At 41.7% G+C, this 23273-nt stretch carries 22 protein-coding genes and 1 pseudogene; 12 read left to right on the forward strand and 11 right to left on the reverse strand.

Annotation, left to right across the window (positions count from 1 at the left end):
* Positions 1-190 precede the first annotated feature (190 nt).
* Genes HMPREF9144_RS00135 through prmC form a run of 3 tightly spaced genes read right to left on the reverse strand, consistent with a single transcriptional unit; the run spans position 191 to position 2245 of the window.
* Positions 191-895, reverse strand: coding sequence for a ComF family protein (locus tag HMPREF9144_RS00135; protein ID WP_006043721.1), 705 nt, complete (start codon positions 893-895; stop codon positions 191-193).
* Entirely contained in the window at positions 882-1385 is a 504-nt protein-coding gene (locus HMPREF9144_RS00140) for a regulatory protein RecX (RefSeq protein WP_006043722.1), read from the reverse strand. The genes HMPREF9144_RS00135 and HMPREF9144_RS00140 overlap by 14 nt, the downstream gene beginning before the upstream one ends.
* Entirely contained in the window at positions 1382-2245 is an 864-nt protein-coding gene (gene prmC / locus HMPREF9144_RS00145; RefSeq protein WP_006043723.1) for a peptide chain release factor N(5)-glutamine methyltransferase, read from the reverse strand. Before prmC ends, HMPREF9144_RS00140 begins: the two co-directional genes overlap by 4 nt.
* A 21-nt stretch (positions 2246-2266) precedes the next feature.
* On the opposite strand from prmC, the gene ribD reads away from it, so the two are divergent.
* Positions 2267-3274, forward strand: coding sequence for a bifunctional diaminohydroxyphosphoribosylaminopyrimidine deaminase/5-amino-6-(5-phosphoribosylamino)uracil reductase RibD (gene ribD / locus HMPREF9144_RS00150; RefSeq protein ID WP_006043724.1), 1008 nt, complete (start codon positions 2267-2269; stop codon positions 3272-3274).
* 465 nt (positions 3275-3739) lie between these two features.
* Here ribD and HMPREF9144_RS00155 read toward each other — a convergent pair whose 3' ends face one another.
* Complete coding sequence (locus tag HMPREF9144_RS00155; RefSeq protein WP_006043726.1) at positions 3740-5083, reverse strand: Gfo/Idh/MocA family oxidoreductase; 1344 nt, start codon at positions 5081-5083, stop codon at positions 3740-3742.
* 6 nt (positions 5084-5089) lie between these two features.
* A complete protein-coding gene (locus HMPREF9144_RS00160) occupies positions 5090-6169 on the reverse strand; it encodes a pyridoxal-phosphate-dependent aminotransferase family protein (RefSeq protein WP_174262600.1) in 1080 nt (359 codons plus the stop codon).
* A gap of 94 nt (positions 6170-6263) precedes the next feature.
* Here HMPREF9144_RS00160 and HMPREF9144_RS00165 point away from each other — a divergent pair, with 94 nt between their 5' ends.
* The 6 genes and pseudogenes from HMPREF9144_RS00165 to HMPREF9144_RS12730 all read left to right on the forward strand — a co-directional run bounded on the left by HMPREF9144_RS00165 (position 6264) and on the right by HMPREF9144_RS12730 (position 11896).
* Complete coding sequence (locus HMPREF9144_RS00165) at positions 6264-7313, forward strand: CDP-glycerol glycerophosphotransferase family protein (protein WP_006043728.1); 1050 nt, start codon at positions 6264-6266, stop codon at positions 7311-7313.
* A gap of 462 nt (positions 7314-7775) precedes the next feature.
* Entirely contained in the window at positions 7776-9005 is a 1230-nt protein-coding gene (locus HMPREF9144_RS00170; RefSeq protein ID WP_006043730.1) for a site-specific integrase, read from the forward strand.
* 12 nt (positions 9006-9017) lie between these two features.
* Positions 9018-10262, forward strand: coding sequence for a site-specific integrase (locus tag HMPREF9144_RS00175; RefSeq protein WP_006043731.1), 1245 nt, complete (start codon positions 9018-9020; stop codon positions 10260-10262).
* Positions 10259-10591 (forward strand): annotated as a pseudogene (locus HMPREF9144_RS00180) (hypothetical protein); the annotation flags it as partial. The gene HMPREF9144_RS00175 and the pseudogene HMPREF9144_RS00180, both read left to right, overlap by 4 nt.
* Before the next feature lie 217 nt (positions 10592-10808).
* Positions 10809-11012 carry a hypothetical protein gene (locus tag HMPREF9144_RS13725; protein ID WP_006255059.1) on the forward strand — a complete coding sequence of 68 codons (204 nt, stop codon included), beginning with the start codon at positions 10809-10811 and terminating at the stop codon, positions 11010-11012.
* Between the two features lie 8 nt (positions 11013-11020).
* Positions 11021-11896 carry an IS3 family transposase gene (locus HMPREF9144_RS12730; RefSeq protein ID WP_006043734.1) on the forward strand — a complete coding sequence of 292 codons (876 nt, stop codon included), beginning with the start codon at positions 11021-11023 and terminating at the stop codon, positions 11894-11896.
* 665 nt (positions 11897-12561) lie between these two features.
* Here HMPREF9144_RS12730 and HMPREF9144_RS00195 read toward each other — a convergent pair.
* The 6 genes from HMPREF9144_RS00195 to HMPREF9144_RS13175 form a co-directional block, all read right to left on the reverse strand.
* On the reverse strand, positions 12562-13755 hold the full coding sequence (locus HMPREF9144_RS00195; protein WP_006043736.1) for a YncE family protein: 1194 nt from the start codon (positions 13753-13755) through the stop codon (positions 12562-12564).
* A 35-nt stretch (positions 13756-13790) separates the two neighbouring features.
* Positions 13791-16205, reverse strand: a complete 2415-nt coding sequence (locus tag HMPREF9144_RS00200) for a TonB-dependent receptor (protein ID WP_006043737.1) — start codon at positions 16203-16205, stop codon at positions 13791-13793.
* A gap of 4 nt (positions 16206-16209) precedes the next feature.
* Complete coding sequence (locus HMPREF9144_RS00205) at positions 16210-16845, reverse strand: TetR/AcrR family transcriptional regulator (protein WP_006043738.1); 636 nt, start codon at positions 16843-16845, stop codon at positions 16210-16212.
* 184 nt (positions 16846-17029) lie between these two features.
* Positions 17030-17332 (reverse strand): helix-turn-helix domain-containing protein, encoded by a 303-nt coding sequence (locus HMPREF9144_RS00210; RefSeq protein WP_006043739.1) that lies wholly within the window; start codon positions 17330-17332, stop codon positions 17030-17032.
* Positions 17329-17619 carry a helix-turn-helix domain-containing protein gene (locus HMPREF9144_RS00215; protein ID WP_007574579.1) on the reverse strand — a complete coding sequence of 97 codons (291 nt, stop codon included), beginning with the start codon at positions 17617-17619 and terminating at the stop codon, positions 17329-17331. Before HMPREF9144_RS00215 ends, HMPREF9144_RS00210 begins: the two co-directional genes overlap by 4 nt.
* Positions 17620-17646: 27 nt before the next feature.
* Positions 17647-17874 carry a hypothetical protein gene (locus HMPREF9144_RS13175; RefSeq protein WP_146739262.1) on the reverse strand — a complete coding sequence of 76 codons (228 nt, stop codon included), beginning with the start codon at positions 17872-17874 and terminating at the stop codon, positions 17647-17649.
* Positions 17875-18094: 220 nt separating this feature from the next.
* Between HMPREF9144_RS13175 and HMPREF9144_RS00220 the strand changes: the two genes are divergently transcribed.
* From HMPREF9144_RS00220 to HMPREF9144_RS00240, 5 genes are all read left to right on the forward strand, one after another.
* The gene (locus HMPREF9144_RS00220) at positions 18095-19531 is read left to right on the forward strand and encodes a virulence-associated E family protein (RefSeq protein WP_006043742.1); all 1437 of its coding nucleotides are present in this window, start codon (positions 18095-18097) and stop codon (positions 19529-19531) included.
* Positions 19532-19713: 182 nt separating this feature from the next.
* Positions 19714-20688 (forward strand): toprim domain-containing protein, encoded by a 975-nt coding sequence (locus HMPREF9144_RS00225; protein ID WP_006043743.1) that lies wholly within the window; start codon positions 19714-19716, stop codon positions 20686-20688.
* Between the two features lie 2 nt (positions 20689-20690).
* Positions 20691-21125 carry a DUF3408 domain-containing protein gene (locus HMPREF9144_RS00230; RefSeq protein ID WP_006043744.1) on the forward strand — a complete coding sequence of 145 codons (435 nt, stop codon included), beginning with the start codon at positions 20691-20693 and terminating at the stop codon, positions 21123-21125.
* 381 nt (positions 21126-21506) lie between these two features.
* Entirely contained in the window at positions 21507-21938 is a 432-nt protein-coding gene (locus HMPREF9144_RS00235) for a plasmid mobilization protein (RefSeq protein WP_006043745.1), read from the forward strand.
* On the forward strand, positions 21922-22983 hold the full coding sequence (locus HMPREF9144_RS00240) for a relaxase/mobilization nuclease domain-containing protein (protein ID WP_006043746.1): 1062 nt from the start codon (positions 21922-21924) through the stop codon (positions 22981-22983). Before HMPREF9144_RS00235 ends, HMPREF9144_RS00240 begins: the two co-directional genes overlap by 17 nt.
* Positions 22984-23273 lie beyond the last annotated feature (290 nt).

Consider the following 23273-nt stretch of genomic DNA (forward strand, 5'->3'; position numbering starts at 1 on the left):
TCTTTATTCCCATTGTATAGTCCGCCTATACCTTCTAAAAAGAATACAAAAACAGCTCATATAAAAGGCAAAAAAACTACATAAGTATCTTTTAGGAACCACCTATAAGATTGCAAAGTTACAGTAACATATTCAGAAAACAAAATAAAACTGAAAAGATTTAGATTTTATTAAAACCTAATATTACAATCTATTTATCACTCGCAACCCCTAAGGCTAAAATACTAATCTTAACATTTGAGGCTTTCATTAGTTCTTTTCCTACCGCTGTAAGTGTCGCCCCAGTGGTTATAATATCATCAATTAAAAGTATATGCTGATTATTTATCTTTTCGGGTACACATAGTTTAAAGGCGTTTTCCACATTTTTGGTACGTTCCCACATATCTTTTTGTGTCTGACTATCTACAAACGATGTACGTTTAATTGTATCTTTCAAAATGGTTATCCCCGTTACAGCACTTACTCCGTGGGCTATTTCAAGACTTTGATTATAACCTCGCTGAATGGTACGTCGTTTAGTGAGTGGCACTGGTAGTAAAGCTGTTATACCATCAAAGAAGTTTTGGGTTGCATATTCGGCAGCAATAAGGCGTCCAAATTGCTCACCTATATCTGGACGATCAAAGTATTTCAACTTATATATAAGGTAACTGGAAGCAGAGTTGGGCTTATAAAAGAAATAAGCTGCACATTTTTCTATAGGAATTCTACCCCAAAAAAGTTGTGCAACTTCGTTATCCAAAGGCTGAAAATGACAGTTTGTGCGTGGTAAAGCTATGTTACAAGTCGCACAAAGTGGTTCCTCTGTTATACTAAGTCTACGTCCACAAACTGCACAAGCACGAGGTGCAATAAGATCAAGCACCCTAGAGAAGAAGCTAATCTTCGTCATTGTCATCAATATCGTCTACTATTGTTACATCGTCTATACACAACCGAATTATATCGAGTGTAAAACCTCTTCCCATTGCGTATTTTATAAGTTTCATAGAACGTTCATAATCGGTTTCCGCTTTTATGGTTAGATACTTACTTTTCAGTAGTGGGCGCAACACATTCAGATACTCTTGCGGTTCTATTTCGTCAAGAATAGGTTGAGAAATGCTTTGTGGAATATGTTTTTGCCACAGTGCTTGTTCTATCTTTCGCCGCCCCCATTTGTTGAATACTATTTTATCGCATACAAACGATCGTGTAAATCTTTCGTCATCAATATATTTATAGTCTATGAGCTTGTCAATAATGCGTTCCTGTGCATCGGCTGCAATGCCCCATTTACGTAATTTCTCTACCATCTCGCCCGAGCAATGCTCGCCACGGGCACAAAGGTCGCCAAGCTTTCGTAAAGCTTCTTCTTCGGTTATTTGTTTTTTTTGCATCATAAACGTATAGCTTTTACAAATCGCTGCTTAGCAAATTGGTCGTTTCGCACCTCTATTCCAACATAGCCCAAAGCGTTTAGCATTGCCGAAACTTCATCTACAAAGCGGTAGTTGATTTCAAAATAGAGTTCACCATTGTGCGAAAGGGCTATCATTCCATATTCTGCTATGGCACGATAGAAGCGCAACGGATCGTTATTAGGTACGAAAAGAGCTATAGAAGGTTCGTAATTCAGCACGTTTGGAAGCATATCTACACGTTCATTCTCACAAATATAAGGTGGATTACTTACGATAACATCGAACATCTCTGAGGTTGGCACGAGTTGTAATGCATCTTTCATTTGAAAATTAACTGTAGCTCCCAACCTGATAGCATTGTCGCGGGCTATTAAAAGCGCCTCTGACGAAATATCGTAGGCAGACACTACTGTATTAGACATATCCAACGAGAGAGTGATAGCTATGCAACCGCTCCCCGTCCCAACGTCTAATATACGCAAAGGAGTAGGTGGCTGTAGTGCACAGAATGAGTTATTATGAACATTTATAACCCATTCGCACAACATTTCTGTCTCTGGACGAGGTATTAGTACACCTGGAGCCACACAGAATTGTCGTCCACAAAATGTAGTAGAGCCAAGAACATACTGCACTGGTTCGCCTTTTGCCAAGCGAGACATTATTTTTTCGAGATCGTTAGCATCGTCTGCTGATAATTGCGTAACTTTGTCGGTATATATTTCGGGAAGTGTCAGTCCGTAACGTTCCTCTAAAACCATTCTGACAATGGCTTTCGCTTCGTCTAACGGATAGACATTCATAAGCTGTTTATACAGATTTTGATAGTTTGTATACATATTTGCAAAGGTAGAAAATAAATGGAAATGAAACAAAAAGATATAGATGAAATGTATATGCGCCGCTGTTTGCAGTTGGCAAAGAACGGCAGATTATTAGCAAAACCCAACCCTATGGTGGGTGCGGTAATAGTAAGTAGCGAGGGAAATATTATAGGAGAAGGCTACCATGTGCGATACGGAGAAGGTCATGCAGAGGTTAATGCCTTTCGATCGGTACGCCCAAAAGATGAAAATCTACTATGCGAAGCCACTATATACGTAAGTCTTGAACCCTGTTCGCATTATGGAAAGACTCCACCTTGTGCCGATTTAATTGTTCGAAAGGGTATTCGCAGAATGGTTTGTGGCTGTGTAGACCCCTTTTCAGCAGTGCAAGGAAGAGGTATTGAGCACATTCGTAAGGCAGGAATAGATGTTACTGTGGGCGTGTTGGAGCACGAATGCCTAATGCTGAACCGTGAATTTATAGTGCGAAACACAGAAAATAGACCCTACATATTGCTAAAATGGGCACAAACTGCTAATGGTTTCATAGGGTATTCGCAGGTTACGAGCGATAGAAAAGCCACTCTGCAGATATCTAATGCCGTTACAAAGATGCTCGTTCATAAGCTCCGTGCCGAGTACGATGCTATTCTTGTAGGGCGCAATACAGAGGAATTGGAACACCCACGTCTTACGGTAAGAGAGTGGAATGGCAAGAATCCACAGAAAATAGTACTGTCGTCTACTTATAAAAATAATGGTTTTGTAGATGATGTTCTATATGTTAATAGTCTGCAGCAGCTTATTGATACAATCAACCAACGCAATAATACAGAACAAAAAATATGTTCACTCATCGTAGAAGGTGGCGCACACACACTTCAATCGTTTATAGATGCAGGCTTGTGGGACGAAATTCGTATAGAGACAGCCCCCTTTACTATAAGCAATGGTATTGCCGCTCCACATCTTCCAAATAATATTGACATTGTGAAAAAAGAGTTTTATGGTAACACTATCGTTACTTATAAGCGTTTGTAAACAAGTTTTTTTAAGAAGCAAAGAGGGTCAGCAGAGTTTCATTCTTAGGGAAACGAACTTTGTTTTGTCGCTTATGGCAGGTGCTAAGATACACAGAAGAAGAGCGGATTGTACGTGTAATGGTGTGAGTTACCGCATTTCTGACACCGAAAAAGAACAATCGCAGATAAGAAGAACGTGATAAATCACGCCTTTACAACTCGTCCGCCCCTTCGTTGTATATATATGGTTGTTTTACAAAGAGTAGTCGTGGTTTTATAAAGATAATCCCCCTAAAAAATAATAACTGCACTTTAACGATGCGAAGGCAACTCTTTTGTGGCGCAAAATCTACACTTTTACAGTGTAAAACAATAGGTTTTACAATACACTGATAATAAAACTGTAACACAATAGATATACTTATGAGAAACCTTTACACTTGTGTTGTGCATACTTTACCTATCGTTTTACAATAAACGAGCGTTATATCAGCACCGTATCTTTGCGTTTATAGAAGTCGGAAGTGATGTTAGCGATGGCTTCTGACACTTCTTTGCTAACATAAGAAAGGTTGCGTTGACCTTGAATAGACTTGATAAAAGTAAGCAGTTCGTAGCGAATACCTTCGCCATCGAGTTGATAGAAGTAGCGCTTATTGTCGCTTGGATTCTCTCTACGCACCTCAAAATAATCGGTTTTCCACCACGGAGCAGGCACGTAAATGTAGCCTTCGGTACCAGAAATAACAAGTTCGCCTTCCGATTTTATGCCTTGTCCGACCTTCAACGATGCCACTGCGTGGGGATAAATGAACGATATTTTAGTGAATGTATCGAAGTTTGGCGCATCGTCAATAAGGTGTGTGCAGATGGTTTTACGGGTATAGTCGGTTCCTAACAGCTGTAAAATTGGGAGAAGAGCCGTAGGTGCCCATGCGCAAAAACTGTTCCAAGTGAATTGTAGTACTTCTTTATTCTCTGTATTGTAGTGCGAAAGACTCGTGCAAGTGGCATCAATGGAATATATCTTACCTATTTTCCCACTCTTTGCAAGCAGGCAAAGGCGATCGTATGCCATAGAATAAGCCGTTTTTATAGAGTCCATCAAGATTACTCCTTGCTCGTCTGCAATGCTGTTAAGTTCTTTCCACTCCTCGTTATTTAGTGAAATGGGCGATTCGCATAGCACGTGCTTCCCCTGTAACAAGGCTTCTTTGATGTGTGTATAATGTTTTTCGGGGTGCGAAATAATGTAAACGGCATCTGAAACCTCGAGTAATGCAGCGTAATTGTCGGCAAAGAAAGGCACTGTTTCGTGTAAATTACCCAGATTCTGGTTGCTTTCTGCATACACACCACTAATATTTATACCATTAACAAACTTACTTTCGCGTGCAAACTTGGTTATAATAGACGACTCGCCCACCAGTCCGATACGTATTTCGCATAGGTCTGAGCGCAATTCTGTACTGGAAATACCTTTCGTTCGCTCGAGATAGACTACCTTACAATACTCTGATAGGTAGTCAAACTTACCCCGCCAGTCTGAACCTACGGTAAAAATATCGACATTCATACGCTTTATGTCGTCTATTTTCTGCCCTTCGTACTCTTCAATCACTATTTCGTCAGCCAAACCAGTGGACCTTACGTTCTCTATTCGCTCCACAAGTGATTGCTGAACGTTTATCTTTCCTCGTTCGCGATCGAAGGTATCGGCTGTTACACCCACTATTAAGTAGTCGCCTAATGCCTTTGCCCGTTCTAACAAACGCACGTGCCCTTTGTGCAATAAGTCGTAAGTTCCGTAGGTAATGACTTTTTTCATCGTTGTTTAAAGTTTGCCAATGTTGTGTAATTCGTTGAATGCTGCTACAAGTGTAGAGTTATTTTCGGGTGTCAGTGCACCAATATGGCCTACTCGAAAGATAGTATCGCGCATATCACCACCGTTCGGACAAATCCAGATACTATACTCGTCTTTAAGTGTTTCGAATATACTGAAAGCCGAATTGTTTAGTGGGTGCAGTGCCGTTACTGCGTTCGAAGGCGATTTTGTGATAAGTTCCAAAGGCAAATGGGCTATTTTCTGTCGGAAATCCATAGCCAAATTGCGTGTTCGTTCTATCTCTGCTGCAACTCCGCCAGTACGTTCTATCTCTTTCAATCGGTAGTTAATTTGTCGCAATATACCCACAGCTGGAGTGAAAGGTGTTTGTCCTCGTTCGCCATTACGTAGTGCATCTTTTAAATTTAAATACATACAGCGAACATTATTGCGTTCGATACGTTCGATAGCTCGTGGCGAAAGCACTATAATTGAAATACCTGGAGGACAAGCTAAAGCCTTCTGCGAACCTGTAATCATAACGTCGGCACCCAATTGTTTCATATCAAACTCGTCGGCAAGAAACGAACTTATGGCATCGACAAGCAGGAAAAGATGGTTGCGACGGCAGAATTTGCTGATTAAATCAATGTCGTAATGCACGCCCGTAGAGGTCTCGCCAACATTCACAAGAAAGGCTGTGTAGCCCTGACCATCGTACTGCTCGAGCATCTCGGCAGTGATTTGCTCGCCTATTTTCATCTTTATAACAGTGTGGGGAATGGCATACAATTCGCACAAATCAACAAAACGTTGTCCGAAACTACCTCCGTTTACCACCAAAACCTTATCGGCTGGAGTTAGAATATTCATTACTGATGCTTCCATAGAGGCTGTTCCTGAACCTGTTATGAATACCACACGAGCATCATCGTCTGCTTTTGCAAACTCTTTCATTAGTTTTTCGTTCTCTTTCATAGTGGCAGAGAATTCTGAAGTACGAAAGTAAGGCACTTGTTCTGCACCTATTTCTCTTACTTTGTCAGCCGACATTACGGGCCCTATTGTGAAGTTTAGCATACTCATAACTATATTATTATTATATAATGTGTGCAAAGTTACTGCTTTTTTTTCGCTTTGTCGGCTAATTAAACTATCTTTGCAGAAAAATACAAGTATAATGCGCATTTTATTGTTCTGTGAAAACAAATATGCTGTGGATATTCTACAGCCTATCCAAACAGAGGCTAACAAAGAAGGAAACAACGATGTGCTGTGGTATGTACACCAAGAAAAGATACCAGATTTTCCATTAAAAGACTGCGTGAAATGGACTAACAGCATACAGGAAAGTTTCGATTTCAGTCCAGAAGCCATATATGTACCAGGCAACATTGTACCTTATTATCTGCCTGGGGTAAAGATTCAAATATTCCACGGCTATGCTGCAGAGAAGAAAGACCACTGGGTGATACGCCGTTATTTCGACATTTATTGCACGCAAGGACCCTACTTTACAAGTCATTTCAAGGCTTTGGCAAAAAAATATGGCGACTTCTCTGTGGTAGAAACAGGCTGGACACGCCAAGACTACATATTTGCACATCGCCATAACTTCGATAACGAGCGAACAGAACTACTACAAGAGCACGCCTGCGAACGCATTGTGGTTTATGCACCAACATTCTCTCCAAAACTAACTTCCATTCCGTTTATCCTCAACGACCTGCGTAAGCTTGCCGACACACGCCGTGTTCTGATTATCATGAAACTACATCCACTGACCAAAACAGAATGGGTGGAAGCCTGTCGGGCACTTGCCGATAGTCATAAAAACATTATAATGGTAGGCGAATTTGCCCTTACAAAATATCTTTTGATGGCTGATGTAGTGGTGAGCGATACCTCGTCTGCTATCTACGAGGCTCTCTTGATGGATAAACCAGTTATAACTCTAAATGCCATATCGAAAGATTTGTATTGGAAAAACATTACCGATGCTTCGCAACTGTGCGATGCTTACGACGATATATTTACGAATAAAGAAATTGCCAACCTACGCAAATGGGTGATAAACAACTACGATCCTTACTTAGATGGGCGGTGTGCACAGCGCATGCTAGACGCTGCACGCAACTATATAGCCCAATATGGAGTGCCAAAACAACGTAAACTGAATCTCTGGCGTAAGTATACCAGCATTAAAACCTTTGGAAAAATAAAGCGATAAACGTTGCAATAGTACACAAAAATATAGCGTAAACGAGACGTAAAAAAGCGTAAATATTCTTCAAGCAATAATTATCTTGTAACTATCTCATTATCAACGCAAAGTAAAAACCATTGTTTTGCATTGTAAAAACCACCTTTTTGCAATGCAAAATATAGGTTTTTGTGTTGTAACTAATTAATGAAAAAGAAGAGATATCGAAGCTGATGTAAACTAACTGATAATGAGAGAGAAACGAAATGATTTGCATAATACTGCTCTGTTTGTAAAGGGCAGGAATATGCAGATTTAGGCAGAAGTTCAGTTACCAGAGCGTTACCTTGTTTTGATGTAGGTAACGATGGTATAGCATTCGGTAACTGAATTATTTTCGCTAGTGTGGCTGTTGCTTTGGTCAGCAGTTTTCTGCGTATGTGAGGAACGCTTTAATTCGGGTAATTTTGCCCACAAATATTAAAGCGTATGAAAACAGAGAAAATGAAGGTGTTGCTCTACCTTAAAAAGAGCGGGCTTGACAAATCGGGGAAAGCTCCGATTATGGGACGTATTACCATTGGGCGTTCCATTGCCCAGTTCAGTTGTAAACTCTCCTGCAATCCTGACTTATGGAATTCACGTGAGAGCAGAATGGATGGCAAGAGCCGTGAGGCGGTAGAAATTAATGGGAGATTGGAGAATCTGTTGCTTTCCATTCAATCTGCCTATCAGTCGCTAATTGCCAAAGGACAGCCATTTGATGCAACTGATGTAAAGGAACTGTTTCAAGGCAGTGTACAGGCAAGATGTATGCTTATCGAGAGGCTGGATATGCTCATCAAGGAGAAGGAAAGCCATATCGGTATAGACATCAAGGAAGGGTCTATGTACGCCTATCATTCCACTCGGAAACGATTACAGGAGTTCATTCAGAGGAGGTATCATGTTTCGGATTTGGCTTTCTCGCAGCTTACAGAAAGCTTTATCTATGAGTTGCAGGCGTTCTGTCTCGGTGATCTCGGTCATCAGCAAAGCACATTTTTCAGAGTTGCAGCAGATTTGAAGACCGTCTGCAGGCTAGCTTATCGTGAGGGGTTGGCTGATACGCTTCTGTTTGACAAAGTCCATATAGAACGGGGAGACAAGAAAGCGCCCAAGACTCTCGACCAAGAAGCATTGGACAAGTTGAAGGCACTCCGTTTTGATGAATTGGAAGAAGAAATGGAAACCGCTCGTGATGTGTTTCTCTTCGCCTGTTATACCGGTGCAGCCTATTGTGATTTGATAGAACTAAGCAAGAAGCATCTTATCCGTGACGATGAGGATTGTCTTTGGTTAAAGTTCAACCGACAGAAGACAGGTGTGCTTTGTCGTATCAAGCTATTGCCCGAAGCAGTTCAATTAATACAGAAAATGCACAGCGATGAAAGGGAAACACTGATCCCTTACTTCAAATATTCCACTTATCAGTCCTGTCTCAAAGCCTTGCGATTACGGTCAGACATTTCTTTTCCCTTTACTACGCACACTGCAAGGCATACCTTTGCCACACTTATCACATTGGAGCAGGGCGTACCTATTGAAACGGTGAGCAAGATGCTCGGACATACGAACGTAAGTATGACCGAACGTTATGCAAAAGTAACACCGCAGAAACTCTTTGAGGAGTTTAACCGTTTCCTTTCTTTCACCGAAGATTTGCGTTTAACCATTTAACCAAGATTTTTTATGAGAAGTACATTTAAGATACTGTTCTATATCAACAGACAGAAAATAAAGGCAGACGGCAAGACCGCCATTCTCTGCCGTATCACCATAGACGGAAAAAGCATCGCCATTACCACAGGCGAGCAGTGCAAATCCTCCGAGTGGAATAGCCGACAGGGACTGACAACCGACAAGAAAACCAATCAAAGAATCGGCGAGTTCAAAGAACTTGTAGAAAAGACCTATCAGGAGATATTGATAAAGGACGGAGTGGTAAGTGTGGAACTGCTTAAAAACCGTTTGCAGAGGATAGCCACCATGCCGACAACACTTCTTGCCATGAGCAAAGCAGAACTGCAATCCGTTAAAGAGTGCGTGGGCAAATCGAGAGTTGAGGGAACCTATCAGAATCTTCTCTATTCAGATAAGTTACTTACGGAATTTGTAAAGGATAAGGGAATGACGGATATAGTCATAGCCACTATAACGGAAGACTTGTTTGAAGAATACCGTTTCTATCTGAAAAGACGAGGCTTGGCATCAGCAACCATGAATCGTTATCTTTGTTGGCTGAGTAGGCTGATGTATCGTGCGGTCAGCCATAGGCTCATTCGTTGCAATCCTTTTGAGAATGCCAAGTATGAGAAAGCGGAACAGAAGATACGCTTTCTGCAAAAGAGCGATGTTGCCAAACTCATGGCATTGAGAGTAATTGATAAGGAAGCAGAACAAGCAAGGCGGATATTTATCTTCTCATGCTTTACGGGCTTGGCTATTGCTGATATGGAACATTTGCAATTTGGACACATTCAAACGGCAGCCGACGGACAGAAATATATCCGAAAAGAACGGCAGAAGACAAAGGTGGAGTTTGTTGTGCCCCTGCACCCGATAGCGGAGGCCATCATCGATCAATGTAAGGAAGAACTACCCAGCATGAAAGAAATGCAGACAGTGAAAGAAAAAGGTGACGACTTTATCTTTCACTGTGCTTGTAGCCGTAGCGTGATGAGTGCAAAGCTGAGCATCGTGGGAAAGGCTTGCGGTATCAGAGAACGGTTGTCCTATCATATGGCAAGGCACACTTTCGGTACAATGAGTTTAAGTGCAGGGATACCCATCGAGAGCATTGCCAAGATGATGGGGCACGCCTCCATATCAAGCACCCAAATCTATGCACAGGTGACGGACAATAAGATTTCTGAGGATATGGATAGGTTGATAAGGAAACATCAGACAAAGGAAACGAAGGAGGAAGCCGTATGAATACCTATCACTATCAAACTAAAAAAGACCGTAGCTATTTCGAGTGGGGCGACAATATGCAAATCATTCGCAAAGGCAAAGGTAAAATCGCCATGACAGAGAGCGAACTGGTAGATTTCTTCGGTGTAACATGGAGGAAGCTCAACCATCGTCTGCAACTTCTACTAAAAGTCTCTCCCCTGCAACCCGACGAAAGGGATACAGGGGAGCAGGAAGTCTACGTGAACGGACGACTGCGAGGTTATGCTCCGCTTTATCCACTCACAATCATCATCGCCTTGTCTTATCAATTGGACAGTACGGAAGCACACTTCTTCAGGAAACATGTGTAGTGTACTGAATAAGTTGACACCTTCCCAATCAAAAAAGGAGTAAAAATTTATGTCTCAGTACAATGAATCAGAGAAAATACTGTTATTACATCAGTATGTAACAAGTGGCTTAACCTTGCATGAGTTCTCTTCTCGTCATGGTATCCCTTTAAGTACTTTCCATCGTATTTATACCGAATATGGCTCACCCGACGTCTCGTCAGTAGCATATCTTATGAAAAAAGAAGATATCCCCGTTCAGCTCGAAGAGCTCCAAGCGCAGCTATTACGCGAGCGCAAGGCTCATGAAAAAGAGATTAAACGTCTTGAAAAAGAATTGGCCGTTGAAAAACTTTATGGTTTGGCCAACAAGACGATGATCGATCTTGCCGAGAAGAAATACAACATCCGTATACGAAAAAACTCCGCTGCCAAGTAATCAAGACCTTGTCGCAGGGAAAAGAAAGACAGGAGCTGGTAACTCATCCTGTCAGTTTACTCTGCGGTTATCTTGGCATAAGCAGACAAGGATATTACCGCCATGTGGATCGTTCTTTGGAGTTAGACGTCCTGCGCAGCAGCATCGTATTCTATGCGCAGGAGCTCCGCACCTCTTTACCCAAGGCCGGCATACGCATCCTTTACGAGCTATGCCGTCGCAAGTATGCAGATAAGTTTACCATCGGGCGCGACCAATGCTATGAGCTCTTCCGCTCTAATGGTCTGTGCCTTCGCCGTCGCAAACGCCCAAGGACGACCAACTCCAATCACCACTACCACATCTATGAAGACCTTCTCAATACAACGCCCAAGCTACATCCCGCCCGCTTCGGTGAGCTGTGCGTTACGGATATCACCTACGTGGCAACCTCTTCAGGTTGGGCCTATCTCTCTTTGGTAACCGATGCCGCTTCACGTCTGATAGTGGGCTGGTGCCTGCATCCGACCCTTGAGAGACAAGGTCCGATGAAAGCCCTCTCTATGGCCATCGATTTCTACAGAAAGTATAATGTCGAACTCTCACAACTCATACACCACTCCGACCGCGGCGTGCAATACTGCTGCAATGAGTACGTCGACAAACTCAAATCTCTTGGAATACAAATAAGTATGACGCAAACCGGAGACCCATTGCACAACGCCCTGGCCGAGAGGATGAACAATACGCTCAAGAACGGATGGCTCTTCAGTACAGAAGACAAAAGTCTGCAGCAGGTCAGGCGCCTTACAAAGAAAGCCATCGACCTGTACAACACGTTCAGACCGCATCAGAGTCTGCAGATGAGAACGCCCTTGGAAGAAGTCGCAAGGTTGACGGCATAACTTCATCGGCACACATTATTAAGTCAAACAATAAAAGAAGGAGGTAGAAACAACCACAACTAGAAAATAAAGATTAATTTTGCAATTGGAAGACAACTGTCAACTAACTATGTAGTTAAGAAAAGAACACGACAAGCCTTGCTGAACTTAGCAAATAAACTTGTCAAAGAAAAATGAAATTAAGAAACCAAAGTTGTCAACTAATTCTAGGACATTACAATGTATGTCAGAGATTGCAGAAACCTACATCCATAATAACACCGATATTCTTAATAGGAAAGACGGATACCTGATGATTATATTTTCTTTTTCTTTCATTGATTATATCTTACTACATAACTACAATAAGGTATAATACGTTGAAAGAAAAAGGATTAAAAATTTTTATTGATATACGAATATTCTTTCGATTATTTACTACGCTACTACAAAAAAAGATTTTTATTAAAACTGAATTGACAGTGTATAAAAACTAAAAGCACAACCATGAGAATTTATAGTTTATAACACATAAACTAAAAGAGCCGTATCAAACCCTATAATGAGTAACGATACAGCTCTTTTCCTTGTTTTGAGGAGGTTAAAGTTTCTAATCAAGAAGTTCACATTCTTTTAGATGTTGGGGTTATGTCCCAATAAATATCATAAGTAATATTCTATTACAACTATTTAAGCTCATGCAACATATAGGGTGCTCCGGAAACCTTTACCTTCAATTTTTCATAGCTTCCATCTTTCATGTGATAGACAAAATAACCCGTACCTTGGTCTGTTGACATGCCGAAGATGATGTCATTGCCCGACTTGCAAATGGATGCCGCCCAGCCTGTAGTTCCTGAGAAGTTCATCTTCTTGCAAGTCTTATCATAGAGATTAATCTCAAAAGGCTGGAACGATTTATCATGAACGTAATCAGGTGGGTTGCTTGCTGCCCCAGGAATATTTAGGTATCCATAAACCTTTCCGTTTCCACCATATACCTTATTATAGGCATATGAAGTTTTACCTCCTTTTACACCATCCAGATTTACATCTGCAAGGGTAAAGCAATAAGACTTGTCAAACTCCTGTTCTCCCTTCTTAATGCGCAAGAAGCCTTCCTTTGCCCCCTTCTGATAACCGAACATTCCTACGCAATAGAAATAAATATCACCCTTCTCGTCCACAAACGGATCACCAGCAGGTGTTCCACTGGACGACATCGTGACGCGACTGTCACTAATAAGTTTTATTGGCTTGTCTGTTTTCGTGTCAATTAATGCAACATAGGCTCCAGTTTCGCAAGAATAAGCAGACTTCATTTGATTCAGAGACACATATAAAATTCCATCTCTGATAACAGAGGCACACGGTTCAGGATTATTGTCACCAGAGGACTTTCCCAAGGAATAGTCGGATAAGTCTATTTCTCCTGTCTTCGTCATTGAGGATGGGTCAATAATCCACACCTTTCCAATACCAAGGCAAGAAACATATGCCTTCTTATTGGATGCGAACGTGATGTACGTTGCCTTAGCACCACTTGGAAATACCATAGTCGTGCCCTCTTGGACGAGCTTGCCATCTTTTGGTGCATATTTGTAGAGGTGTTCCGTGTCAGTCACATATACCTTGCCACCATGCACAAATGAAAATGCACCCTTGGCAAACACCAAAGCATTGTCCGTATTGAGCGAACCAGCTGTCAAGTCTTTGAACAGACTGACATATGTGTTCTCTCCAATATTCACGCTATGCACAAATCCTGCCTCGGACTTTGCTGGTGGTGTTGGAGGAACATCTGGAGTGTCTTTACTACATGAGGAAAGACCTGATAACACAAGCAGCGCCGTGGCTGCGACTAAGAAATAATGTTTCATTTTGACTATAAATTTTTGAAATGAATAATAAGAATTTACATACTCATAGCTCCTCCTGAGACTTTGTCTCGGAACAGATTAAAACGCAATTTAGCCTTAAAGGTTCTGCCTTGCAGTGGCATTTTGAATTCCATGTAGTTCTCTTTGTCAAAAATATTTTCGACCTCGAAACTCAGAGAAACATTGTTATGCCAAAATGACTGTTGAAGCCCTATGGTAAACACATCGTTGGAAGGAATGATCCATTTCTTTCGTTGGTCGGGCAGTGTGCTCATTTGCCAGCCCCAATCGAATTCTCCGACATGAGAAACATCAACATAAACTCTGGACAACTCTTTCTTTCCCAACAAACCTTCAACGTGATATTCCATGCCATAGTTGTAATAGAATGAAGGTATGTTGGGAACATGCTTGTCATACGTAGGATTATCCGAACCTTTCTCATCGTTTAACCATTTTTGACGGTCTCGAATGTCCTGCAATGTAAGATTAAAGTATGCATAGACGTTTGGGGTTATATCTACCTTTAAGTCAGTATCGAAACCAAGCGTACTTGTCTTTCCTAAGTTTATGTATATGGAACGGATGTCAGCGGGGAAAAGTCTTATCATATTCTTCATATACATATAATAAAAATTTGTTTCCCATTGCACACGAGTAAGCCCCAATAGATTTCTCTTGTCCATGATGACCCCAATGTTCAAATTATCTCCAACTTCTGGCTGAAGATTTACAGAAGGTTTGATACTCATTCCGTTTCCGAACAATTCTCCCGTATCAGGAATTCTTACATTGTGTGAAAACGAGATTTTTCCCCTCACACCTTTCCACAATTCATAGCTAAGCCCTTCGCTAAAGCCATAATACGTTTTGTTCACGTTGGTCTGTTGGGGAGCGAATACGCTTTCTGTCTTGTCTTTTGACAAAGCATCGCTTGTTCTATAGATTTTTGACTTCAGATAATAGATGCTTATTGTCAAGGAATTCTGAAAGCGATTATTAGAAGAAGCAAACAAATAACTTAGTCCGATGTTGTTTGAAGTCATTTTGCTGGGAAATGAACTGGGGGCGAAGCCAAGGTATTCATTCATACGATCGTCCTTAGGTCTATAGTCCGAGAATACGAATTGATCATTCAGATTGAAAGTATGTCGTCCAAGTGTATATTTCAAGTTAAATTTATTTCGCAACTCAAATTGCCGGTCATGGGACTCGTTGAAAAGATTATCCTCTGTCTCCCCATTAGCTGGCGTGACCGTCCCATTCCATTGCGTTCTTGTAGTTGCCGTATCCGTCATGTTAGAACGTATGATGGGAACAACAAGTGTGTTTTTCAGCTCCAAATCTTTGAAAATGAAATTTTTCTTCTCCATATTCAAAGTAGGCATAATATTAAGACTTTTTGTATAGGCATATCGAGAGTCAAAGTTGAGAGACTGTATGCCTTTCTTATTCCTGTAAAAAGCACATTCCAAATCCAGTTTGTCGAAGTATTGCTTTCTAAAACCTATGCCCACATGATAGAATTCTGCGTCATAATAGTCATTGTTTCGTCTCACCTTTCTGTATTCAGAAGCAGGTAGATTCGTCTCAAACACTGGCCATGACATCATATAATTGTTCTTGGATTTGTTCCTGAAGAAAGCAATATTGAATAATATTCCAGATTTTGCAAAAAGTTTCTGGGCACTTGCAAGTGTCTTGAATGTCCCGAATGATGCCAATTCCTGCGTAAAACCTACTAGGTCACATTCATCCTCTCGTGTCACTATGTTGATAGCACCACCAAGTCCATCACCGCCATATTCTGCAGGAACGATTCCTTTGTACACCTCTATGTACTTAATTACATCAATCGGAATATCGTTAATATCAAAGGAACCGTCAGGGCTATTTAAAGGAAATCCATTGATGTAGACAGCGACTCGCTTACCCTCCAGCCCATGTACAGATATGCGAGAGGCACTTCCTAATCCGCCTGACTTTCTCACCTTGATGCCAGACGTTCTTGTGAGAATTTCTTCTATACCGCTTGAACGTCCCCTCAACTTGGATCCGTCCACTACGGTTACAGCCATAGGACTCTGCCGAATGCGGTTTATTTCCGCCTGCTGGGAAGATCCCCTCACTACAACTTCGTTAAGGACGTTCGCTGATGATTCTAAGAAAAAGTCTTTTGTGATATTGCCGTTTAACACAATGACTTGCCTTACTCGTTTATATCCAACAAATGAAACCTCAACGATACATGTTCCATTTGAGAGAATGTCAATTTGATAATTGCCTGTTTTGTCAGAAACTGTTTTCTGTTTTGTGTTTTTGATTGATATGTATGCCCCAGATATGGGAAGTCCTGTTTCTTTATCTATGATTTTCCCACGTAATATATTTTGGGCAGACAAAACTGTTGTACACAAACACAGTATCGTTACGATGAATAATCTGTTCATAATTTTATGGATTAATGAGTTCTCGCCATCCTGCCGTATTATAGCGTATGTATTCAGATAAGACCTGTTTTACCTCTTCCTTGCAGATTTCTGTGCTTGAGACAATCTCTCCGATGATCGTTACCCATGTGGAAGAGGAAATCCGAAAGAATAGTGACGAAACTTTTGTTTGTATTTGTGGATAGACTTTTTGCATTTGATCAATATATTCTTTACTTATTGCAACTTGTTCTTCGATAAAATTTTCACGGAAAAACTCTACAGAAGTACCTTTTGATTCAAAGAGTAATAACTTTAATTCTTCTTTATATAAGAAAATTATTTTAAGCGTTTCTCTTAGCAAATCTTTTTGATTTTGTATAGAGAAGTGAAGTTTATCTGTTTTGTTATGTTCTATGCGATAGGAGGACATCCTTTCATCCAAGACTATAAGTAAAGGTCTAAGGACAGTATAAAAAATATCATCCTTTGTCTTAAAATAATTGTATATATTACCTAAGGTAACTCCCGATTTTGCCGAAATTGTTCGCATCGAAGTTTTTCTAAAGCCATTTTTAATAAATTCATTGCGAGCTGCTGCGACAATCTTGTTTCTTATATCTTCTTTTAATATTTTCATTACTATTTTATTAACGGACATCGTTCAGTTTTGTTCATAAAAAAAAGCGTACTGTTAAAAAACAGTACGCTCCTTTTATTGTTGCCTTTATGCGGCTGTGTGATATTTTCATCATTAATTCAATTTTGGATACAAAGGTATGGGAAGAATTCTATACTGGCAATACTTATTAATAGGTATTTTTAATCGAATTATAATACTAAATTCAAATGGACTTAAAATAGTAATTCTCCTCCAACATCCTTTCCAAGTCCGAAGCCTTGTAGAGTATCTTCCCTGCAAACTGCGTGTAGGGTATAATCTTCCTGTCTCGGTAGTCCTGCAAGGTGCGGGGACTGATATACAGCCGCTCGCACACTTCCTTTCCTGTGAGGAAAAGTTCGCCTGCAAAGAGTGGCTTGTGTGTCTGTGCCACTTCCACAATCCGTTTTCCTACACCTCTCAACGCTGAGACAACCAGCTGCATCTCGTCCGTCTCCATGTTCAAGTCTCTTGCTGTTTCCATCATATCTGTCTGTTTTTAGGTTTGTTCAATTTCGTAAGAAGCAATGCTTCCACATCCTCGCGCTTGTAATAGCACTTGTGTCCGATTTGCGTAAACGGCAGCACGCCCGTATCACGATAATGCTGCAAGGTGCGCTTGCTGATGTTCAGCAGCCGGCACACATCACCGTTGTGCAGCCAGTCCGTGTGCTTGCTTTTCTCTCCGAATGCCTTGTGGCAGCATTCCGCAAGGCTCAAGATTTCATCTCGAAGCTTTGCCCAATTGGTTTCCGTAATGACGTAATAGTTCATAATCATATTTTGTTATTGTTTGTTGTCTCAGGTCTTTCCTGTTTCTGCTGGCAAAGGTAATGGCGTACGTACGCCTCTCAAAGCCGTGGGGAACAGCAGGGAAGTATCGGGAAGAATAGGGAAAAGGGCAATCCGCATCATCTGTTCGCATTTACGCTTTCCTGCCCCATCTTCTTCTTTCATTGTAAAGACAATCCAAGCGATTGCAGAGGAAAGTTCACTTATCCTTTGTCGAGCGTAGCTTGTCTTATGCAAAATTAATATTGGATATTTCTTATTCCATCACTTTTCATTCAAGTGGCAGTTGTGGCGCTATGACAAGGACAAAAGAGACAGATTGATGTTCTTGCCACTGCACAAATGAGGTTAATAAGGTAATCAAAGCAAAAGAGTGCATCTGAAAGCAAACAACGACATCCGTATTTCTACTAACCTATCTTTCCTGTCATCCGTTTTTTGCTTAATGAGGCGATAAATGCTCTTTTTAACAGCCTGTTTCCCTAAGAATTTTGCAGCAGACAGATGCAACATTATGCAAGAAGGCTTTGAATGCTTGGAAGTTACGCATTCTCACCCTAACTTCACTCTTGGAAACCAATTCAAGGAAATAATGAAAAAGAACGCAGATGCAGGCAATATAGATAACAGAAGAAATCCTCATCGCAGGGGTAGCTCATCCAAGAACGCAGAGATAGAAAACTACCTCTCCACACACTACGAGTTCAGATACAATACAGTATTGGGAAGAACCGAATACCGAAGTAGGAACAGCGGCATATATACAAAAGTCGGTCGTTATGAAATCAATACGCTCCGCAGGGAACTTGATAACGATGTGGGGATTATTACATCTCCTGACAACCTCTATTCCATCATTGAAAGCAGCTTCTCTCCCCGTATCAATCCCGTGCAGGAATATTTCAAAGCATTGCCACTGATTGATATAGGTGATAGCAGTAGCTGTGATGGTGAAAGTTTCAGGGATAGTAATGTACCTTATCTTTCACTGAAAGCCATTCCCGACTTGGCAAGTTGCGTGGTTGTTCGTAACTCCGACAAATGGCTGCCGTACCTCACCAAATGGCTCGTGGCAGTGGTTGCCAACGCAATGGACGACCGTGAGTGCCGTAACCACACCTGCCTCGTGCTGACGGGCGAGCAGGGCAAGTTCAAAACTACATTCTTGGATTTGTTCTGTCCGCCAGCCCTGCACAGTTACAGCTATACGGGTAAGATATATCCACAGGAGAAGGACACGCTCACCTATATAGGACAGAACCTCATAGTAAACATCGACGATCAACTCAAAGCTCTAAATAAACGTGATGAGAATGAGCTGAAGAACCTCATTACCTGCCCGATGGTCAAATACCGTATGCCCTACGACAAGTATGTGGAGGAACATCCCCACTTGGCAAGTTTCGTGGCATCGGTGAACGGCAATGATTTTCTTACAGACCCTACGGGCAGCAGACGCTTCCTGCCCTTTGAAGTGCTTTCCATAGATATTGAGAGAGCAAAAGCTATCTCGATGGACAATGTCTATGCGGAAGCCAAAGCCCTGTTAAAGTCAGGTTTTCGCTATTGGTTTGATGATGATGAGATTGCCGAACTATACAGAGAGAGTGAGGACTTTCAAGTACAAACTGCAGAGATGGAGCTTTTGTTGCGTTGTTTTGAAAAGCCAACGGGGGATGAAAGTTATTCGTTAATGACCACTACGGAGATACTCACCTATTTGGGTATTTATACTCACCAGCCACTTGTTGCCAAGCGGATGGGCGAAGCCTTGAAGAAAGCAGGATACATAAAGGTGAGCAAACGAAGAAATGGTGGTAGCCCCATCTATGTCTACAAGATTAGGAAAATCCTACCCTGCCCGCTCCTTCAAACTTGTAGTAGCCAAATGTAGTAGTATGTGTAGTATCGTCTTATACTACAAAGTAATACTGATTATCAATCACTTATCACAGAATAGTATGTAGTAAGAAGAAAGATGAAAAAGTTTGGAGGGGAAAAACTTTGGAAAATGTAAAACCATAAAAACAGACAAACATAAATAATTATCATTCAACCCATTAAAGTATCAAAACAATGAAAGAAGAAGATTTATCACGTATCAAGCGATACCCCATTGTGGAGTATCTCGAAAGGAAAGGTATCAAACCTGTCCGCAAAACACCTACCTATGTCATGTACCGTTCACCGCTCAGGGAGGAAACGCATCCGAGTTTCAAAGTGGACACGGAAAAGAACCTTTGGATAGATTATGGCGAAGGTAGGGGCGGAAGCATAATCGACCTCTGTATGCGTATGGAGGGATGCACGCTATCTGAAGCCATCCGTCGTTTGGGGCAGAACGCTCCCGATAATGGCACATATAATTTTCTTAATGACTTCGTGCCAAATAACCCCCAGCCTGCGATGGTTGTAAATGGAGCAAGGAGACTGATAGAAATATCAGACACCCTGCCGCCACATTTACAGGATTATCTTACGAAGGAACGCTGTATTGATTTGGAAAAGGCTATGCCTTTCCTCAAATGTATCAGCTATGAGGTAAGAGGCAGGCACTATCAAGCCATCGGCTTTGCCAATCTCTCTGGCGGCTATGAGCTTCGGGACGACAAGACGTTCAAGGGAACGATAGCCCCGAAGGACATTACTCCGATATTCACGGATAGAGCGGAGCCTGTATGCATCTTTGAAGGCTTCATGGACTTCCTCTCCTTCCTTTCGATGAAAGAAGAGGTTACCAACCACTACCTTGTGATGAACTCCGTGAGCAACGTGGCAAGGACTATCCGTTATTTGAATGACCGACACCTCACCCATATCCGTACCTTCCTTGACAATGATGAAGCAGGACGGAGGGCTGTTCAAGATTTCATAAAGGCAGGCTTCCATGTTGAGGACATGAACATACATTTCCAAGACTTCAAGGATCTCAACGAATATCATGTCAGCTGTGCCCGTGAACAGCAGAAACGGAAAGCGCAGGAACAGACACACATATCAATTACAGGACAAAACAAGAAATCAAAACAGGTCAAACTTAAAATGAAATAGAAATGGAAAAGGAAACTATGATGAGCGACAAAGACCTTTCATGGTTCTTGGGTGTGGAAGATGAAACAGAGAACGAATCTACTTCACAAGAAGCGACTGCGGTTCCTGAAAGAGAAAGTCCAACAAACAAGCAGGACACAGAGAATACCATGCACTCCGAGCCTGCACGGAACACTGAGAGTGCAACTGTTCAAAGACGTATCAGTGCCAAGATGAGAAAGAAAACACTCAAAGCCTACAAGCAAGCCTATCTTGTGCCGACCAAGTTAAACAACCGTAAGGCAGTCTATCTGAGTAGGGAGACACAGGAGCGTGCCGACTTCATTGTGCGTAGGTTAGGCGACAGGGGCAGCAACCTTTCAAGCTTTGTGGAGAACATCATTCGTCAGCATCTGGAGGAATATGGTGAAGACATAGAGAAATGGAGAAGACTGTAAGCCGTAAGAAAAGGTAGACGGTTTTCAGGAAAAAGGTCTACTCTTTCTTCAAAATAGGTCTACCTTTTCGAGCAAATAGGTCTACCTTTTTTGCTAAAAGGGTCTACCCTTTCTTCTTCGGCTTTGTTCTCTGTGAGAATACCACGAATGCAGTTAGTCATAGAATGCACGGCATTCGTTTTTAGACTATAAAACGTTTTAAGCGTAAATGGTTTGTTCGGTAGCATTGCAAGACGTCAGTTTGTACCCACAAACTGCTCTTGCTCCCCTCGTCAGACTATCGGGGAGATTAGACCGTAATCACTCCGTTCTCATCGGTCAGTATTCAAGAATTAAGAGACAATGAATCATCTATAATGATTAACTTTCAAAGAAGCTTATATGAACAGATATAATAAAAAGACTGCCCGATGGCAGCAACAGAATAAGGAAGAGCAGAAGATGAATAAGACAGAATTCATCAAGGTAAGATGCACCTTAGAGGAAAAGCAGCGTATCAAGTCAAAGGCGGAAAGTGCGGGGCGTAAGTTCTCCGATTACTGCCGTGAGATACTCCTAAATGGAGAGGTGGCAGCCGTTCTTAAGATGACCGACAATGAAAGGGAAGCCATTGCCATTCTCCAGCATACTGGAAGGTTCTATGGGCAGATTTCTAACCTCATCAAGGTTAAGGATGAGAGGTGGGTACATATCACTAAGAACCTTTCCCTATGTGCCAAAGAGGCATTTAAGCGGTTTTACGACCCTCATTTTCGTGTGGATGATGAGATATATAAGGTCTTAAATATGAGAAGAGATGATAGGAAAATGTAAGGCGATAGCGCACGGCAGTACGGCTCTGGACTATATTTTCAGAGAGGGCAAGCTCGGCTATCGGCTTGCCTTCCACAATCTTTGCAGCAGGGAGCCAAAGACTATCTACGAGGAAATGAAAATGGTCAGCGACTATAACAGCCGTTGTAGGAACAAGTTTCTCCGTATCGAAATCGGTATAGCACCGCAGGATGAGAAAAGACTGCCTGTATCCGAGCTTATGGGAATAACCCATTTGTTTGCCAAACGAATGGGACTTGACAACCACCAATGGGTGGCGGTAACGCACAAGGACACCGACAACAGACACATCCACATCATCGCCAATCGTATCAGCCTGTACGGAGAGGTCTATGACACCACTTTTGTGAGCAACAGGGCTGCAAAGGTGGCGGAAGAAATAAGCAGAGAGAAAGGCTTGACCATCGCAAAGGAGGTCAAGGCGGAAAGGAAATACCAAAAGGAAAAATCTAACACGACAAGAGAACAAACAAAGCATCAAGTACAGAATGTTTGTTATGCCCTGCTTGACAAGTACAAAGGAACAGGTATCACGGGACACTCCATGTTCCTTTACGAGTTGAACAAAAACGGTATTATTATTGAGCGTATGAAGAATAAGCAAGGTAACGTCTATGGTTTGAAGTTCTCATACGGGGAACATACGTTCAAGGCTTCCGAGATCGGCAGGGAGTTTGGCTACCGTTCCTTGCAGAAGAACTTTGAAACAACCAACAAGGAAGAATCAAAGATGCCACACCAAACAATACAAGAGCTGACAGAAAGGAAAGAACAACCTGATACTGGTTACCAACTTGTACCTCCAAGCCGTTCCTCTATCTCACGAGACAATGACTCTCCACGAGCGCAGAACTCCATTGGTGCAGTGGCAGACACCATTGTTAGTGCAGCCGATGAACTAATGGAAGGCTTGGGCGATTTGATTACACCATCCGCACAAGGCGATGACTATGCCGAAACTGCATGGCAGCGCAAACTCAGAAACCAAGCCAACAGAAAGAAGAAACGTGGAAGGGGAATATAAACATAGCAGCATACAAAAAGTGCAGAATAAAGAATATCTCATCAAAAACGCTTGTTATTCGGTAACAAAGTATTATCTTTGCAAACGGAATAACAAGCGTTCTTTGTTGATGCAGAAACCTGCGGTTAATGGCACTTCGCTCGTTTCCAAATCGTTACCTGTTTAGTTTGTATAGCAAGGTAACTTTTTTATTTTCAATTAGATACATTTTAGAAATTATCTCCGCTCGTAAAAACTACCTTTTTACAATGCAGAATAGTACCATTGCTCTTATAAGGGGATATTTTTTT

This window comes from Prevotella pallens ATCC 700821 (assembly GCF_000220255.1).
Lineage (GTDB): Bacteria > Bacteroidota > Bacteroidia > Bacteroidales > Bacteroidaceae > Prevotella > Prevotella pallens.

What these genes read in the sequence shown, in the direction of transcription:
- HMPREF9144_RS00135 (WP_006043721.1), bottom strand. Translation starts at nt 895, where the DNA reads ATGACGAAGATTAGCTTCTTCTCTAGGGTGCTTGATCTTATTGCACCT.
- HMPREF9144_RS00140 (WP_006043722.1), bottom strand. Translation starts at nt 1,385, where the DNA reads ATGATGCAAAAAAAACAAATAACCGAAGAAGAAGCTTTACGAAAGCTT.
- prmC (WP_006043723.1), bottom strand. Translation starts at nt 2,245, where the DNA reads ATGTATACAAACTATCAAAATCTGTATAAACAGCTTATGAATGTCTAT.
- ribD (WP_006043724.1), top strand. Translation starts at nt 2,267, where the DNA reads ATGGAAATGAAACAAAAAGATATAGATGAAATGTATATGCGCCGCTGT.
- HMPREF9144_RS00155 (WP_006043726.1), bottom strand. Translation starts at nt 5,083, where the DNA reads ATGAAAAAAGTCATTACCTACGGAACTTACGACTTATTGCACAAAGGG.
- HMPREF9144_RS00160 (WP_174262600.1), bottom strand. Translation starts at nt 6,169, where the DNA reads ATGAGTATGCTAAACTTCACAATAGGGCCCGTAATGTCGGCTGACAAA.
- HMPREF9144_RS00165 (WP_006043728.1), top strand. Translation starts at nt 6,264, where the DNA reads ATGCGCATTTTATTGTTCTGTGAAAACAAATATGCTGTGGATATTCTA.
- HMPREF9144_RS00170 (WP_006043730.1), top strand. Translation starts at nt 7,776, where the DNA reads ATGAAAACAGAGAAAATGAAGGTGTTGCTCTACCTTAAAAAGAGCGGG.
- HMPREF9144_RS00175 (WP_006043731.1), top strand. Translation starts at nt 9,018, where the DNA reads ATGAGAAGTACATTTAAGATACTGTTCTATATCAACAGACAGAAAATA.
- HMPREF9144_RS13725 (WP_006255059.1), top strand. Translation starts at nt 10,809, where the DNA reads ATGAAAAAAGAAGATATCCCCGTTCAGCTCGAAGAGCTCCAAGCGCAG.
- HMPREF9144_RS00195 (WP_006043736.1), bottom strand. Translation starts at nt 13,755, where the DNA reads ATGAAACATTATTTCTTAGTCGCAGCCACGGCGCTGCTTGTGTTATCA.
- HMPREF9144_RS00200 (WP_006043737.1), bottom strand. Translation starts at nt 16,205, where the DNA reads ATGAACAGATTATTCATCGTAACGATACTGTGTTTGTGTACAACAGTT.
- HMPREF9144_RS00205 (WP_006043738.1), bottom strand. Translation starts at nt 16,845, where the DNA reads ATGTCCGTTAATAAAATAGTAATGAAAATATTAAAAGAAGATATAAGA.
- HMPREF9144_RS00210 (WP_006043739.1), bottom strand. Translation starts at nt 17,332, where the DNA reads ATGATGGAAACAGCAAGAGACTTGAACATGGAGACGGACGAGATGCAG.
- HMPREF9144_RS00215 (WP_007574579.1), bottom strand. Translation starts at nt 17,619, where the DNA reads ATGAACTATTACGTCATTACGGAAACCAATTGGGCAAAGCTTCGAGAT.
- HMPREF9144_RS00220 (WP_006043742.1), top strand. Translation starts at nt 18,095, where the DNA reads ATGCTCTTTTTAACAGCCTGTTTCCCTAAGAATTTTGCAGCAGACAGA.
- HMPREF9144_RS00225 (WP_006043743.1), top strand. Translation starts at nt 19,714, where the DNA reads ATGAAAGAAGAAGATTTATCACGTATCAAGCGATACCCCATTGTGGAG.
- HMPREF9144_RS00230 (WP_006043744.1), top strand. Translation starts at nt 20,691, where the DNA reads ATGGAAAAGGAAACTATGATGAGCGACAAAGACCTTTCATGGTTCTTG.
- HMPREF9144_RS00235 (WP_006043745.1), top strand. Translation starts at nt 21,507, where the DNA reads ATGAACAGATATAATAAAAAGACTGCCCGATGGCAGCAACAGAATAAG.
- HMPREF9144_RS00240 (WP_006043746.1), top strand. Translation starts at nt 21,922, where the DNA reads ATGATAGGAAAATGTAAGGCGATAGCGCACGGCAGTACGGCTCTGGAC.